11 protein-coding genes and 3 pseudogenes are annotated in these 15,800 nt (G+C 72.6%); 6 read left to right on the plus strand and 8 right to left on the minus strand.

Going from position 1 to position 15,800, the window contains the following annotated elements:
• Positions 1-41 precede the first annotated feature (41 nt).
• The 4 genes and pseudogenes from ENC19_RS22850 to ENC19_RS22860 form a co-directional block, all read right to left on the minus strand.
• Positions 42-1,604: an anthranilate synthase component I gene (locus ENC19_RS22850; RefSeq protein WP_164449157.1), complete on the minus strand. Its 1,563-nt coding sequence runs from the start codon at positions 1,602-1,604 to the stop codon at positions 42-44.
• Positions 1,605-1,760: 156 nt separating this feature from the next.
• The gene (gene hisI, locus ENC19_RS30575; RefSeq protein ID WP_281604488.1) at positions 1,761-2,189 is read right to left on the minus strand and encodes a phosphoribosyl-AMP cyclohydrolase; all 429 of its coding nucleotides are present in this window, start codon (positions 2,187-2,189) and stop codon (positions 1,761-1,763) included.
• A 180-nt stretch (positions 2,190-2,369) separates the two neighbouring features.
• Positions 2,370-3,074 (minus strand): annotated as a pseudogene (locus ENC19_RS31555) (phosphoribosyl-AMP cyclohydrolase); the annotation flags it as partial.
• A gap of 112 nt (positions 3,075-3,186) precedes the next feature.
• Positions 3,187-3,579, minus strand: a complete 393-nt coding sequence (locus ENC19_RS22860) for a MerR family transcriptional regulator (RefSeq protein ID WP_164449159.1) — start codon at positions 3,577-3,579, stop codon at positions 3,187-3,189.
• Between the two features lie 123 nt (positions 3,580-3,702).
• Between ENC19_RS22860 and ENC19_RS22865 the strand changes: the two genes are divergently transcribed.
• From ENC19_RS22865 to ENC19_RS22875, 3 genes are all read left to right on the plus strand, one after another.
• On the plus strand, positions 3,703-4,437 hold the full coding sequence (locus ENC19_RS22865) for an ABC transporter ATP-binding protein (RefSeq protein WP_164449160.1): 735 nt from the start codon (positions 3,703-3,705) through the stop codon (positions 4,435-4,437).
• The gene (locus tag ENC19_RS22870) at positions 4,434-5,189 is read left to right on the plus strand and encodes an ABC transporter permease (protein WP_164449161.1); all 756 of its coding nucleotides are present in this window, start codon (positions 4,434-4,436) and stop codon (positions 5,187-5,189) included. Before ENC19_RS22865 ends, ENC19_RS22870 begins: the two co-directional genes overlap by 4 nt.
• A 72-nt stretch (positions 5,190-5,261) precedes the next feature.
• Complete coding sequence (locus tag ENC19_RS22875; protein ID WP_164449162.1) at positions 5,262-5,885, plus strand: TetR/AcrR family transcriptional regulator; 624 nt, start codon at positions 5,262-5,264, stop codon at positions 5,883-5,885.
• 1 nt (position 5,886) lies between these two features.
• On the opposite strand, the gene ENC19_RS22880 is transcribed toward ENC19_RS22875, so the two are convergent.
• From ENC19_RS22880 to ENC19_RS22890, 3 genes are all read right to left on the minus strand, one after another.
• Complete coding sequence (locus ENC19_RS22880; protein WP_164449163.1) at positions 5,887-6,612, minus strand: DUF2470 domain-containing protein; 726 nt, start codon at positions 6,610-6,612, stop codon at positions 5,887-5,889.
• A gap of 64 nt (positions 6,613-6,676) precedes the next feature.
• Positions 6,677-8,461 (minus strand): ABC transporter ATP-binding protein, encoded by a 1,785-nt coding sequence (locus ENC19_RS22885; protein ID WP_164449349.1) that lies wholly within the window; start codon positions 8,459-8,461, stop codon positions 6,677-6,679.
• A gap of 58 nt (positions 8,462-8,519) precedes the next feature.
• A complete protein-coding gene (locus tag ENC19_RS22890) occupies positions 8,520-10,391 on the minus strand; it encodes an ABC transporter ATP-binding protein (RefSeq protein ID WP_164449164.1) in 1,872 nt (623 codons plus the stop codon).
• 161 nt (positions 10,392-10,552) lie between these two features.
• Here ENC19_RS22890 and ENC19_RS22895 point away from each other — a divergent pair.
• From ENC19_RS22895 to ENC19_RS22905, 3 genes and pseudogenes are all read left to right on the plus strand, one after another.
• A pseudogene (locus ENC19_RS22895) lies at positions 10,553-11,181 on the plus strand (TIGR03085 family metal-binding protein).
• 123 nt (positions 11,182-11,304) lie between these two features.
• Entirely contained in the window at positions 11,305-12,243 is a 939-nt protein-coding gene (locus tag ENC19_RS22900) for a terpene synthase family protein (protein ID WP_164449165.1), read from the plus strand.
• 140 nt (positions 12,244-12,383) lie between these two features.
• On the plus strand, positions 12,384-14,204 hold the full coding sequence (locus tag ENC19_RS22905; protein ID WP_164449166.1) for an AMP-dependent synthetase/ligase: 1,821 nt from the start codon (positions 12,384-12,386) through the stop codon (positions 14,202-14,204).
• 85 nt (positions 14,205-14,289) lie between these two features.
• Here the strand turns inward: ENC19_RS22905 and yczR are convergent.
• Positions 14,290-15,746, minus strand: a pseudogene (yczR, locus tag ENC19_RS22910) (MocR-like transcription factor YczR).
• Between the last annotated feature and the right edge of the window lie 54 nt (positions 15,747-15,800).

Genomic DNA, 15,800 nt, shown 5'->3' on the forward strand with positions numbered 1-15,800 from the left:
GTTCGCGACTGCGGGACTCCGCTGCGCTACGTTCCTCGCGCTCACCGGGCCGGCCGGAGGGTTTCCGCGGCGGCGATGGCCGCCAGCACCGCGGCGGCCTTGTTCCGGGTCTCCTGGTCCTCGGCGGCCGGGTCGGAGTCGGCCACCACACCGGCACCGGCCTGCACGTACGCCCGGCCCGCCCGGATCAGCGCGGTCCGGATCGCGATGGCCATGTCGAGATCGCCGGCGAACCCGAAGTAGCCGACCGTGCCGCCGTAGAGGCCCCGGCGGACCGGTTCCAACTCCTCGATGATCTCCATGGCGCGCACCTTTGGGGCGCCGGAGAGCGTGCCCGCCGGAAAGGTCGCGGCGAGCGCGTCGAAGGCGGTGCGGTCCGCCCGCAGCGTGCCGACCACCGTGGAGACGATGTGCATCACGTGGCTGTACCGCTCGATGGTGGCGAACTCCGGCACCTCGACGGTGCCGGGACGGCACACCCGGCCCAGATCGTTGCGTCCCAGGTCGACGAGCATCACGTGCTCGGCACGCTCCTTGGGATCGGCGAGCAGCTCGGCGGCGAGCCGGGCGTCGGCCTCCGGGGTCGCGCCGCGCGGACGGGTGCCGGCGATCGGATGCAGCAGCGCCCGCCGTTCGCCGTCCACCTCACCGGTCACCTTCAGGTGCGCCTCCGGTGACGACCCGACGATGTCGAAGTCGTCGAAGCGCAGCAGGTACATGTAAGGGCTGGGATTCGTGGTGCGCAGCACCCGGTAGACGTCCAGCGGGTCGGCGTCGGTCTCCCGCTCGAACCGCTGGGCGAGCACGATCTGGAAGCACTCACCGGCCCGGATCGCCTCCTTCGCCGCCTCCACCGCCTTCGGGTACCCGCCGTCCGGGGTACGGCTGCGCACCTCGCCGGCCGGCGGTCGGGCGACCGTGGCGACCATCGGCGGGATGGGCCGCGACAGCGCGGTGGTCATCGCGTCCAGCCGGCCCACCGCGTGGTGGTAGGCGGCGGTGACCCGCTCGTCGCGGCCCGGCTCGTCGAGCGGCGGCAGGATCGCGTTGGCGACCAGGATCGCCGAACCGTCGAAGTGGTCGAGCACCACCAGGTCGGTGGCGAGCATCATGCCCAGCTCGGGCAGGCGCAGGTCGTCCTCGGTGAGCGCGGGCAACCGCTCGAAGCGGCGGATCAGGTCGTAGCCGAGATAGCCGACCATCCCGCCGGTCAACGGCGGCGTCCCGTCACCCGGCGCGCCGGGCGGGCCGGCCAGCGCCGCCACCGTCGCACGCAGCACCTCGACCGGATCCCCGGTGGTCGGCAACCCGACCGGCGGCACGCCGAGCCAGGCTGCGGCACCGTCCCGCTCGACAAGAGTGGCGCTGCTGCGCACCCCGACGAAGGAGTACCGGGCCCAGGCCAGGCCGGACGAGCCGACGCCCTGCTCGGCGGACTCCAGCAGGAACGTACCCGGGCCACCGGCGAGCTTGCGGTAGACGCCGACCGGGGTCTCCGCGTCGGCGAGCAGTCGGCGGGTGACCGGCACCACCCGCCACCGGGCGGCCAGCTCGGTGAAGGTGGCCGCGTCCGGGCTCACCCGACCATCGCTCCGCTCGCTCATGCCGGCACTCCGCTTCGCTCCGTGCCGCCATGAGGCACCACCGCGCTGAGCCTGACGATTCGCTCGCTCCGCTCGCTCATGCCGGCACTCCGCTTCGCTCCGTGCCGCCATGAGGCACCACCGCGCTGAGCCTGACGATTCGCTCGCTCCGCTCGCTCATGGTGCCACCTCGCCGGTGACCGGGAGTTCGTCGGAGAAGCAGGTGCGCTGCCCGGTGTGGCAGGCGGCACCGACCTGGTCGACGCTCACCAGCACCGCGTCGCCGTCGCAGTCGAGTGCCACCGAGCGGACGTACTGGTGGTGGCCGGAGGTGGCGCCCTTGACCCAGTACTCACGCCGGCTGCGCGACCAGTAGGTGGCCCGCCCCGTGGTCAGCGTGCGGTGCAGCGCCTCGTCGTCCATCCAGGCCATCATCAGCACCTCACCGCTGTCGTGCTGGCGGACCACGGCGGCCACCAGACCGTCGGGAGTACGCCGCAGGCGGCCGGCGATCGCCGGGTCGAGCCGAGACGGTCGCCGCGAACCGCCCGGCGACTTCGGCAGGTCAGGGTGGGCGCCGGTCACCGGCGCGTCAGGAACGGGCACAGTGACCCATTGTCCCGCACGCGGCGCGGGTACCCCAGCCGGCTCCCGGCTGGCGGACGGCGTGCGACCGCCGGGCCGGCCCAACTGGGCCACGTAACGGTCCAGCCGCCCGTCCAGCAGGGCGTCGGCAAGGTCCGGACCGGCCGCACCGGCCACCTCGGCGGCGTACGGGCGGATCAGTGGCAAAGTGCCGGTCACCAGGCGGGCCGCCGCCGCCCACAACTGTCCGGTCGAGCCGGGAAGCAGGCCGAGGCAGCGCAGCATGTCCTCCCGGTAGCCGGCGGGCGCCACCGGCAGATCGAGCGCGGCGGCGAAGGCCGACCGGCGGGAGACCACCCGTACCGACGGGTTCGCCAGCCGCAACACCGACGGACAGAGCCGGGCCAGGTCGGCGGCGGCCAGCCGGGCACCGAGCGTGTCCTCGGCGTCCCGGGCCGCGGCCACCTTGCCCAGCATGGCGATCAGTTCCTCCAGCCGTGGCTCGTCGGCCGGCTGGCAGAGCACCGGCAGGTCGATGCGGTGCCGCCAGTACGAGTCGGCCCACAGCAGCCGGGTGGGTGCCGTCACCGGCAGGCCGAACGCCCAGTCGGCCGGCTCACCGAGCCGGGTCACCCACGAGTGGATGTCCCGGGCCGCGACCGACACGTGGGTCAGCCGGCCGGAGTGCTCCGCGAGGTAGGCCCGCCGGGCCGCGTACGGAGCGCCACCGAGCAGCACGTCGACGTCGACGTCGCTGTGCGCGGTGGCGGCCCGCCGCGCGTGGCTGCCGCGCAGCAGGATGCCCACCACGGGCCGGTCGGCGCTGGCCCGCAGCCGGGCGGCCCAGTCGTCGAAGAACCCACTGTCCGGTGACGGAGCGTGATCCACCGCGCCATCGTGCCGCACGTCCGATCGGGGTGCAATGCCCGCTGACGGACCTGGCGTCCGATCTGATGCCGGCTGACCGTGCTACGGGTTTTGCTACCGGACAAGCGTTTCGCCCCGATCGGCGCCGCAGTCAGTCGAACTCGCCAAGCTCCGCCCGCCGGTAGTGATCGATCTTGAAGTCGAGCACCTTGAGGTCCTCCTCCAGTTCGGCCATCCGGTGCAGCACCCGTACCCGATGCTCCTCGAACAGTGCCCGCCGGGCACCGAGCGTGCCGTCGCCCTGTCGAGCCAGCTCGACGTAACGACGCATGTCGCGCACCGGCATGCCGGTGCGGCGCAGCCTGGTCAGCAGCAGCAACCAGTTGAGGTCCTCGGTGGTGTAGCGACGCCGGCCGGTGGAGTCCCGGCCCACCGGTGCCACCAGCCCCTCCTGCTCGTACCAACGCAACGTGTGGGTGGTCAGGCCGACCCGCTGGGCCGCCTCGCTGACGGTGAAGGTCGGCTCCCGGGTACCGATGTCCATCGTTCGAGGGTCGCAGCACCGGCCGGTCCGGCGCGACCCCGTACCCCGTGGCCGCGCCTTGCCGAAGCGGCGGTATTTCATCTACCGTTGATTTCAACGGACGATGAATTAAGGAGGTGGGCGATGGCTGACGCGATCGCCGTCCGGGGCCTGGTCGTGGACCGGGGCGGACGGCGGGTGCTGCACGGCATCGACGCCACGGTGCCGCGTGGTTCGGTCACCGGCCTGCTCGGGCCGAGCGGCAGCGGCAAGACCACGTTGCTGCGTGCGGTCGTCGGAGTGCAGGTGATCGCCGCCGGCACGGTGACGGTGCTCGGGGCCCCGGCCGGCTCGCCGCCGCTACGCCACCGGGTCGGCTACCTGACCCAGGCGCCGAGCGTCTACGCGGACCTGACGGTGCGGGAGAACGCCCGCTACTTCGCGACCCTGCACGGTCGCGACCGGGCCGAGGCCGACCGAGCGGTGGCCGACGTCGGGCTGGCCTCGGCGGCCGGCCAACTGGTGGGCACCCTCTCCGGAGGCCAGCGCAGCCGGGCGTCGCTGGCCTGCGCACTTGTCGGCGAGCCCGAACTGATCGTGCTGGACGAGCCCACCGTCGGCCAGGATCCGGTGCTGCGGGCCGACCTCTGGGCCCGTTTTCACGCCCTGGCCGCGACCGGGACGACCCTGCTGGTGTCGAGCCACGTGATGGACGAGGCCGCCCGGTGCGACCGGTTGCTGCTCATCCGCGACGGCCGGCTCATCGCCGACGACACGCCGGCGGCCGTCCGGGCCGCCGCCGGAGTGGACGATCTCGACGAGGCCTTCCTGCGGCTGATCAGAGCCGCCGAGCCCGACCCGTCCGGGGAGGCACGATGAACCCGCGCATCCTGGCCGCCACCGTCGGGCGCATCCTGCGGCAGCTGCGCCACGACAGACGCACCGTCGCGCTGCTGGTGGCCGTGCCGACCGTCCTGCTCACCCTGGTCTACTACATGTACGCCGACCAGCCCGCGCCGCCCGGCCAACCGTCGACCTTCGACCGGATCGCCCTGGTGATGCTCGGCTTCTTCCCGTTCATCATCATGTTCCTGGTGACCAGCATCGCGATGCTGCGCGAGCGCACCACCGGCACGCTGGAACGACTGCTCACCACCCCACTGGCCAAGACCGACCTGCTCTTCGGGTACGGCATCGCCTTCGGGCTGGCCGGCGCGGTGCAGGCCGGCATCGCCTCGGCCGTCGCGTACTGGGTCTTCGGCCTGCAGACCGCCGGCAGCAGCGCCCTGGTCATCATGATCGCCGCGCTGAACGCGGTGCTCGCCGTCGCGCTCGGCCTGCTCTGCAGCGCCTTCGCCCGCACCGAGTTCCAGGCCGTACAGTTCATGCCGGTCGTGGTCGCACCACAACTGCTGCTCTGCGGGCTGTTCGTGCCCCGCGACGAGATGGCCGGCTGGTTGCAGGCGATCAGCGACGTGCTGCCCCTGTCGTACGCCGTCGAGGCCCTGCAGGAAGTCGGCACGCACGCCGAACCGACCGGCACGATGTGGCGCGACGTGGCGATCGTCGCCGCCGCGGCGGTGCTGGCGTTGGTGCTGGCCGCGGCCACCCTGCGTCGGCGCAGCGGCTGACCCCGTGGTGCCGCCCCGGCGCGCGCACCGCGTCCGCCGGGGCGGCACCACCGACAGGAGCGAGGGAGGGCGATGGTACGGCGCAGCGGACGGCGACCCGGCAGACCCGGCACCCGGGACACGATCCTCGACGCGGCCCGGGCCGCGTTCGCCGAACGCGGCTACGACGCCAGCACCATCCGGGCCATCGCCGCCTCGGCCGGGGTCGACCCGGCTCTGGTGCACCACTACTTCGGCACCAAGGAACAGCTCTTCCTGGCCGCCATGCGCTTTCCGGTCAACCCCGGGGAACTGCTGCCGAAGGTGCTCGCCGGCGACCGTGCCGCCCTCGGCGAGCGGCTGGTCCGCATGTTCGTCACGGTGTGGGACTCGCCGGCCGGTGCCGCCGGGGTGGCCCTGCTGCGCTCCGCGGTCAGCAGCGAGTGGACCGCCCGGCTGCTGCGCGAGTTCCTCACCACCCAGGTGCTGCGCCGCGTTCTCGATCATCTCGACGTCGACCCGGCCGAGGTGCCGCTGCGCGGGTCGCTGGTGGCCAGTCAACTCGTCGGGCTGGCGCTGATGCGCTACGTGATCCGGCTGGAACCGGTCGCCTCCGCCGCGCCGGAGACCCTGATCGCCACGGTCGGCCCGACCGTGCACCGCTATCTCACCGGCGCTCTCGACGGTGTGCCCCACTCGGCACCGTCGGGGCGGTAGCTTAGCCCGCGCGGAGCACCGGGTGCAGCAGTCGGGTCAACTCGGCCCGGTCGGCCAGCCGGCGACCGAAGGCGAGCCGGGCCCGTCGCCGGGCGCCCGGCCGGCCGAAGGTGACCAGCATCCCGTACCTGTCGATCCGCTCGACCCGTGGCGCGTGGTCGGTCCGACCGGCGGCCAGGCCGAGCTGCCGGCACAGGTAGCCGGTCAGCCGCGCGGCGTGGTCCTCGCCCAGGTCGGCGAGCAGCTCCGCCTCGACCGGGTGCAGCGGGTCCGGCTCGGCCTCCGCGTACGCCTGCGGGTCGACGCGGCGCAACTCGCCGGCCCGGTGCCAACGGGCCTCGGCCACCTCGAAGCGGAACAGCCGGAACCGGGTGCCGACATCGAGCAGGTCGCCGGTGGGTTCCACCGTGGCGAAGTCCACCGCGGCGGCCCGTGCCTCGTCACCGGCCAACCGACGCGCCCAACCGGAGACCAGGGCCCGGCCCAGTGACGGCGCCCCGGCGGCGGGCGGCAGGTCGAGCACGTCGAGCACCACCGCGACCGCCCGGTCCTCGGCGCCCAACGCCGCCGCCAGATCGCTCACCACCGGCACCAGCAGCAGCACCCGCCCCTCGGGGTCGGTGGCGTGGCGCGCGTGGTGCAGGCCGGGCCGGCAGGCCAGGTGGACAAGGCCGGGCAACCGACCCGCGACCAGGGTCCGGACGATCTCGGCGGGGCTGGGCCGCATGACACGACCTCCTTTGAGGTTAGGCTTACCTAACTCGGAGGGTATGGCATCGGCTCGACGGCGTCTACCGGGTCTGCTCAAGCCACGAGGCGTAGAGCAGTCCATACACCGAATCCGGGTCGCGGATCAGCTCGTCGTGCGAGCCACGCTGCACGATCCGCCCCCGGTCCACCACGATCACCTCGTCGGCGTTCTGCGCGGTCGACAGCCGGTGGGCGATCGCCAGGGTGGTCCGGCCCCGGGTCACCGCGTCCAACGTCCGCTGCAACCGCACCTCGGTGGCCGGGTCCACCGCACTTGTCGCCTCGTCCAGCACCAGCAGGTCCGGATCGGCCACGTACGCCCGGGCCAACGCCACCAACTGGCGCTCCCCCACGCTCAACGCCTCGCCACGCTCGCCCACCCCGGTCGCCAACCCGGCGGGCAGCCCGTCCAGCCAGTCGGCCAGACCCAGCTCGGTGAAGGCGGCGGCGAGCTGCTCATCGGTCAGCTCCGGACGGGCGAAGCGGACGTTGTCGGCCACCGTGGCGTCGAACAGGAACCCGTCCTGCGGCACCATCACCACCCGGGAGCGCAGCGAGTCGAAACGCACGTCGGTGAGCGGCACCCCCGACAGCAGCACCGCCCCCGCCGACGGGTCCATCAGCCGGGTGACCAGCTTGGCGAAGGTGGTCTTGCCGCTGCCGGTCTCACCGACCACCGCCACCCGACTCTTCGCCGGGATCTCCAGGCTGATGTCGTGCAGCACCGTCGGACCACCCGGATAGGCGAAGCGCACGGCGGCAAAGCGGATGTCCAGCGGCCCGGTGGGCAGTTCCCGCCCCTGCGGTCCGGGATCCGCCACGTCCGGGGCGACGTCCAGCACGTCGAGCACCCGACGCCAGCCGGCGATCGCGTTCTGCGCCTCGTTGAGCACCTCGGTGGCGATCTGCACGGGCTGGATGAAGAGCGTCACCAGGAACAGGAACGCGGTGATCTCACCGATGCTCAGCGTCCGGTCGGCACCGAGGTACACCCCGAGCACCACCACGCCGGCCAACGCCAGCCCGGCGGCCAGCTCGCCGACCGAGCTGCCGAGAATGCTGATCCGGATCGCCTTCTGCTGGGCCCGCCGCTGACCGTCGATCGCCTCGTCCAGCCGCCGGGCGGTGCGCCCCGCGATGCCGTACGCCCGGATCACCGGCGCGCCGACCACGCTCTCCCCGACCGCCCCCAGCAGGGCACCGGTACGCTGCCGGACCACCCCGTACGCCGCGGCGAGGCGGCGTTGGAGCAGCCGGATCACCAGCACCGCCGGCCCGAAGGCGGCGAACACCACAAGCGTCAACTGCCACGAGTACGCCAGCATCACGGCCGTGGTGACCGCCAACTGGCCCAGGTTGACCAGCAGGATCACCCCACCCCACTGGAGGAACTGGGTGATCTGGTCGACGTCGCTGGTGACCCGGGACACCAGCGAACCGCGTCGCTCCGACTGCTGGTGCAGCATCGACAGGTCGTGCACGTGCCGGAAGGCGCGTACCCGCACCCCCGCCAGGGCCGTCTCGCTGACCGTGAACAGTCGGCGCATCATCAGGTAGCCACAGGTCGTGGTCACCACCAGCACCGCGGCGGTGACCGACACCACCACGAACAGCGCGTCCAGGTTCAACCCACCGGCGATACCCCGGTCGATGCCCTGCTGCACCGCCACCGGCACGGCCACCCGGCCGACCATGTACACGAGGGCCAGACCGAGGGTGCCGGCCAGCCCGACCCGCAACTCCGGGGAGAGCGCCAGCCCCCGCCGCAGCGTCCGCCACGTCGACTCGGCCTGCTCCGGTGCCTCGCCGCCCCGTACCGAGCCCACACTCACCGGTTCCGCCTTTCGTTCGCGACTGCGGGGCTCGCAAGCTCACTCCTCGCGCTCACCGGTCCACCTCCAGTCCGGAGGTCATCGGGGTGACCTCGTCGTACGTGTGCTGCCGATCCTGGTGGTCGACCTCGGCCTGCTCGTAGGCGGTGACGAGATCGGCGTAACCCGGCACGGTGGCCAGCAGCGTGCTGTGGGTGCCCCGCGCCACCACCCGCCCGTGCTCCAGATAGATGACCTCGTCGGCGAGGGCGATGGTCGCCCGCCGGTAGGCCACCACCAGAATCGACGCGCCCGGGCCACCGCCGGCCGAGGAGCGCAGCCCGGCCAGGATGGCGGCCTCCACCCGAGGGTCGACCGCGCTCGTCGCGTCGTCGAGCACCAGCAGGCGGGGACGCCCCGCCAACGCCCGGGCGAGGGTGAGCCGCTGCCGCTGGCCGCCGGAGAGCGAGGTGCCCCGCTCGCCGACCATCGTGTCCAGCCCGTCGGGCAGGGCGGCGACGAACCCGTCGGCCTCGGCCAGCCGCAGCGCGGCCCAGACGGCCTCGTCGTCCACGCCGGGCCGGTCCAGCGACACGTTGGCCCGTACGGTGTCGTCGAAGACGAACGGCACCTGGGCGACCAGCGCGGCGGTACCGGCGAGCACGTCCGCGGCCAAATCCCGGACGTCCACCCCGTCGATGCTCACCGTGCCCGACCGGGGATCGACCAGCCGGACCGCCAGCGCGGTGACGGTGGACTTGCCGGCGCCGGTCGGCCCGACCAGGGCGACGGTCTTGCCGGCCGGCACCGTGAAGGAGACCTCGCCCAACACCTCGGCGCCGGGCAGGTGCGCCTCCGCCGGTTCGTAGGCGAAGCCGACGTCGGTGAAGGTGAGCGTGGCCGGCGTCGCCACGGCCGGGTCCGGACGGGTGTCGCCGTAGGGCATCTCGCCGGTGGCGTCGAGCACCCGGCGGATCCGGTCCCAGCCGGCGACGCTGCGCGGCAGTTCGGCGAGCACCCAGCCGATGGCCCGCACCGGAAAGGCCAGCACGGTGAACAGGAAGGCCACGCTGACCAGCTCGGACACCTCGATGGCGCCCTGCCGCAGCCGGTACGCCCCGACCACCAGCACCGCGAGGGTGCCGAGACTGGGCAGCGTCTCCAGCATCGGGTCGAAGACGCCCCGCAGCCGGCCGACCGAGATCAGCGCGTCGCGCAGCTGGCCGGCACGGGCCGCGAACCGGGCGGTCTCCTGGGCCTCGCGACCCATCGTCTTGACCACCAGGGCGCCGTCGAAGCTCTCGTGGGCGATACCGCTGACCTCGGCGCGCAGCCGTTGTGCCCGCGCCTGGCGCGGGGCCATCCGACGGGAGTACGCCACGTTGAGCGCGAACAGGGCCGGAAAGACGGCCAGCCCGACCAGCGCCAGTGCCCAGTCGACGGCGAACAGCGACGTCACCGCACCGACGAGCATCACGAGCGTGCCCACCGCGAAGGGCAGCGGTGCGATCGGCTGCCAGGCGGCCTCGACGTCGGAGTTGGCGTTGGACAGCAACGTGCCGGTCGCGTTGCGGTGGTGCCAGGACAGCGGCAGTTCCAGGTAGCGGCGGGTGACCCGGCGACGGTAGGCGGCCTGGAGGCGGAACTGCATGTAGCCGGCGCCGAGTCGGCGGCCGAAGATGCCGACCACCCGCAGCACGCTCAGCCCGAGCAGCGCCGCGGCGGCCAGCGCCAGCGCGCCCACCGCCACCGAACCGGTCTGCGCGGCCGGCACCACCACGTCACCGACGACCGCGCCGACCACGAACGCGCTGGCGACCACCATCAGACCGAACAACACGCTGCCGGACACCGCGACCGCGAAGATCCTCGGTTGTTCCCGGATCGCCCGCCCGAGGACGCTCAGCCCGCGACCGAGCACGTCCCGACTAGTCCCACTCGCCACATTCTCCCCCGACGTAAGCCGCCACAATCATCTCTCATCCTTACCGCTGCGCATCGGGTACGCCGACCCGAGGCGATATGTCCGACGTCACCCCGCGGACCGGTTCGACAGCGCACCCGCTCGACACGCGACCCCGGTCACCTCGGCCTACGATCACTGTCATGCCGCGGTACGCCCGATCGGAGCGCGAGGCGCTCACCGAGCTGATGTCCACCCTGGGCCCGGACGCCCCGACCCTCAACGAGGGCTGGACGACCCGCGACCTCGCCGCGCACCTGGTGGTCCGGGAACGTCGGCCGGACGCCGCGGCGGGAATCGTCGTCCCCCCACTCGGCGGCTACGCCGAACGGGTGCGACGCAGGGTCGCCGCGCTCGACTGGACCGAGCTGCTCGGCCAGGTGCGGCACCCACCGCTGTGGAGCCCGGTGAGCAACCCGCTCACCGACGAACTGACGAACACGTTGGAGTTCTTCATCCACCACGAGGACGTCCGCCGGGCCCGGGCGGGCTGGCAGCCGCGCGAACTGCCGGTGGGGTTGGAGCGGGCGTTGTGGCGACGGCTGTCGGCGCTCGGCCGGCTTGCCCTGCGCCGCTTCCCCGCCCAGATGCTGGTGCAGGCCCCGGCCACGGCGAGGTGGCCACCGGCCGGGGCGGCGAACCGCTGCGGCTGGTCGGCACGCCCGGTGAGCTGGCCCTGTTCCTGTCCGGCCGGCAGCGTGCGGCGCGGGTGCAGCTCGACGGGCCACCGGCCCTGGCCGATCGACTCCACGCCGCCAGCCTGGGCTTCTAACCCTCTGTGCGGAACCGGTCACGGCAATTTCCGAAACGTTACTCGACGCATCGACCGACCACCATCGGTGCTCCCGTACGCTGACGCGCGCCGCCTCGTGGGGGGGTGGCGACAGGGAGCGCGATGCGAAGCTTTGTGGTCTCGGCCCTGCGAGAGCCTCCGTTCATCGGAGTCCGGCACGGCGAGACAGAGCGCGTGGCCCGGGAGAGCGCGAACTGGGCGCAGCAACTGGGCCTGATCAGTAACGGCCAGCGGCTGCACCGGGCGGATGCCGCCGGGCTCGCCGGGCGAGCCTGCCCGCAGGCCCCGCCGGAGCGCCTGCGCCTGCTGACCGATTTGATCTCCTGGCTGTTCGTGATGGACGACGCCTGCGACGAGGACGGACTCGGCGCCGAGCCCACCCGGCTCGCGCCGACGGTGGCCGCGCTGCTGGACGTGCTGGACCGCCAGGGCGCGCCGGGCCCGACGCCGCCCGGAGCAGCCGGGACGCTGGCCCTCGGGCTGACCGACCTGTGCCAACGGGTACGCGGCCACCGACGCCCGGCCGTGCTGCTGCGGTTCGTCGCCGGCATGCGCGAGTACCTGCTCGCGCTGCTGTGGGAGGCGGCGAACCGGGAACACGAGCGGGTTCCGCCGGTCGACGAGTACGTCCAGATGCGGCGACACACCGGCGCCGTGTATCCCAGCCTCACCCTGACCGACCTGGCGCTGGACGGCTTTCCACCGGCCGTCCGCCGGGCCGACCCCGGCTGGGCCACCCTGGAGATGCTCGCCGCCGACCTGATCTGCTGGTGCAACGACGTCTTCTCCTACGCCAAGGAGCACCACGGCGGGCCGGACGCGCACAACCTGATCACGGTGTTGACCAGGGAGACCGGCGACGAGTCGGCGGCGCTACGGGCCGCCGCCGACCGGTTCAACGAGCGACTCGGCGCGTACCTGGCGGCCGAGACCGACCTGTTGGCCAACCACGGCGACGCGGTGCGCCCGGCGCTGGACAGCCGGCGGAACTGGATCCGGGCCACCTACGACTGGTCACGGGCGGCGGCGCGCTACGCGTGAGACGAGGGTTCCATCTGCCGGGAACGGACTGGTGGATGATCGTCAGGGCTAGCCGATGCCCGGTGACAGGCAATACCCTTCGGTAACGAACACCGACCGTGACGACCGTCACGCCTCCACCCCCGAAGGCGGCTACAGCGATGGCTCTCGATGTACCGTACAGCTCAATTCCTGACATGTTCCTCAAGCGCGTGGCGGCGTCCCCCGACCGCCACGCCTTTGCCCACCCCGGCCCGGACGGACCGGTCTGGCTGACCTGGGCACAGGTCTCGCAGCGGGCAAAGGCGGTCGCCGCCGGCCTGCACGGCCTGGGCGTCGGTCAGGAGGACCGGGTCGCGATCCTGGCGAACACCCGGATCGAGTGGGTGATCGCCGACTTCGGCATCATGTGCGCCAGCGGCGCCACGACCACGGTCTACCCGACCACCGAGCCCGAGGACGCCACCTACATCATCTCCGACTCCGGCTCCAGCGTGCTGTTCGCGGAGAACCCGGACCAGGCGGCCAAGATCGCCGGAGCGCAGCTACCCGCGCTGACCCACGTGGTCCTGTTCGACGGCGCCCCCGACCCGTCCGCGGCCGTGCCCCAGCTGACCCTGGCGCAACTGGAGGAGCAGGGGGCCCAGCGGCTCGCCGAGGACCCGGAGCTGATCGAGCGCCTGGTCGCCGGCATCGGCCCGGACCACCTGGCCACCCTGATCTACACCTCCGGCACCACCGGCCGACCCAAGGGTGTCGAGCTGCTGCACGGCGGCTGGTGCTGGGAGGGTGTGGCGCAGGAGGCGGTCGGGCTGCTCCGCGAGGACGACCTGCAGTATCTCTGGCTGCCGCTGTCCCACTCGTTCGGCAAGACGCTGCTCTGCGGCGCCACGCACGTCGGCCTGCCCACGTACGTGGACGGTCGGGTCGACAAGCTCGTCGAGCTGCTCTCGGTGGTCCGCCCGACGCTGATGTGCGGCGCGCCCCGGGTCTTCGAGAAGGTCTACAACAAGTCGGTCACGACCGCGCAGGGCGCCGGTGGGGCGAAGGCCAAGATCTTCGCGTGGGCGGTCGGCGTCGGCAAGGAGAAGATCGCCCTGGAGCAGGCCGGCAAGCCGGTGCCGGGTGGGCTGAAGCTCAAGTACACGCTGGCGGAGAAGCTGGTCTTCAGCAAGCTCCAGGCCCGTCTCGGTGGTCGGATCCGGGTGCTGGTCTCCGGTGCCGCCCCGCTCAGCCCGGAGATCGCCACCTTCTTCGCCGCGGCGAACCTGCCGATCTCCGAGGGCTACGGGCTGACCGAGACCAGCGCCGGCAACTTCGTCAACCCGCCCGACGGGTTGCGGATCGGCACCGTCGGCAAGGCCATGGGCGACCTCGAGTGCCGCATCGACACCGACGGCGAGATCCTGATCAAGGGCCGACCGGTGATGCGGGGCTACCACAACCTGCCCGAGGAGACCGCCGCCGCCTTCACCGAGGACGGCTTCTTCCGTACCGGCGACATCGGCAGCCTCGACGACGACGGTTACCTGCGCATCACCGACCGCAAGAAGGACCTGGTCAAGACCTCCGGCGGCAAGTACGTCGCGCCGTCGCACATCGAGGGCATGTTCAAGGCCACCTGCCCGTACACCTCGCAGGCCGTGGTGATCGGTCAGGCGCGCAACTACTGCACCATGCTGGTGACGCTGGACCCGGACGCCATCACCGGCTGGGCGGCCGGCACCCCGCTGGAAGGTCGCCCGTACGCCGAGATCGTGGCCTCCCCCGAGGCCCAGGCCATGGTGGAGGAGTACGTCGCCCAGCTCAACCAGAAGCTGAACCGCTGGGAGACCATCAAGAAGGTCACCATCCTGCCGCGCGACCTGACCATCGAGGACGGCGAGATCACCCCGTCGCTGAAGATCAAGCGTCGGGGCGTGGAGAGCAACTTCTCCGACGAGATCGACAAGATGTACGCCGGCACCGTCGCCGAGATCTGACGACCCCACCGCGTCGGCCCCGCACTCGTCCCTCCCCGGGGTGCGGGGCCGATCCGTGTCGCGCCACACCAGCGGCGACGGCGGTTCAGGCGATGACGCTCGGCTCCGGCCAGCGGGTCTGCCCCGCCCGGTCCAGGTCGTAACGGACCGCCGCGATCCGCCCGACCGCCTCGACCAGGTCGGTGGCCGGCAGGGTGAACGGCAGCCGCAGGAAGCGCTCCAGCGTCCCGTCGAGGCCGAAGCGGGGGCCGGGTGCCAGGCGTACGCCGACCTCCTCGGCGGCCCGCGCCAGGGCGCTGGAGATCGGCCCGTCCAACTCGGCCCAGAGCGTCACCCGCCGCGCGGCACGGTGACCCGCCACTCCGGCAGCCGGCTGGCCAGCGCGCCGAGCAACGCGTCACGCTGCACGGCCAGCTGTGCCCGCCGGGCGGCCACGATGGCCGGCGCGACCTCCAGCAGGTGCACCGCGACCAACTGGTCCAGCACGGGGCTGGACATGTCGACACCCACCCGCGCCGCGGCCAGCCGCTGCACCTGCGGCGCCGAGGTCCGGATCCAGCCGATCCGCAGCCCGCCCCAGAACGGCTTGCTCATGCCACCGACGCTCACCACCCGGGAGTGCCGGTCGAAGCTCGCCGTCGGCGGTGGCAGGTCGGTCCCGTCCAGCGGCAGGTCCACGAACGACTCGTCGATCACCAGGTCGGTGCCGACCGCGTGCGCGGTGGCCACCAGCCGTTCCCGCAGCTCGGCCGGCATCAGGTGCCCGGTCGGGTTCTGGAAGTCGGGAATCAGGTAACCGACGCGGGGTCGAACCTGCCGCAACGTACCCAGCAGCAGGTCCGCGTCCCAGCCGTCGGCGTCGGCGGCCAGGCCGTGCGTGGTGATCCGGGCCCGCCGGGCGGACAGGGCCGCGAGGGCGTTCGGGTAGCTCGGCGACTCGACCAGGACCCCGCCGCCCGGCGCGAGCGCCAACCGCAGCACCAGGTCCAGGGCGTGCTGCGTGCCGTTGGTGACCATGATCTGGTCCGGCGAGGTGGGCAGCCCCCGTTCGGTGTACCGCTGGGCGACCGCCTCCCGCAGCTCGATGATCCCGATCGGGTGGTACCCGGCGCCATTGAGGTAGCGGGGCAGATCCTCGGCCGCCGCCCGGGCCGCCGGCAGCAGCTCGGGCGGGGCGGACAACGCCGCCACACCGAGGTCGAGCATGTCCCGGTCGTCCAGTGGGATCCACAGTCCGTTCGGCGCGACCCGGTGCGTCCCCGGCAGCATCGTCCAGCTTCCGGCACCCCGCCGGCTGGCCAGGTGTCCGCTGTCGCGCAATTCGCGGTACGCGGCCGTGACGGTGGTACGGCTGACCCGCAGCGCCTCGGCCAGGTCCCGTTCGGCGGGCAGGCGCACGCCGAGGGGGAGCCGACCGTCGGCGAGCAGGCCGCGTACCGCACCGGCCAGCGCGGCATAGTCGGGGCTGCGCCGCCGACCGGGCAGGGCGTGCCACTGCCCGAGCAGCCGGGCCAATTGGACCCCACGCACCTGACTCACCATGGCCACTCCCCCGAGATTGGCTCTATCGCGCCGCCAATTGGCACCTAGAGTGGC

The sequence above is a fragment of the Verrucosispora sioxanthis genome, from assembly GCF_010560025.1.
Classification (GTDB): domain Bacteria; phylum Actinomycetota; class Actinomycetes; order Mycobacteriales; family Micromonosporaceae; genus Micromonospora; species Micromonospora palythoicola.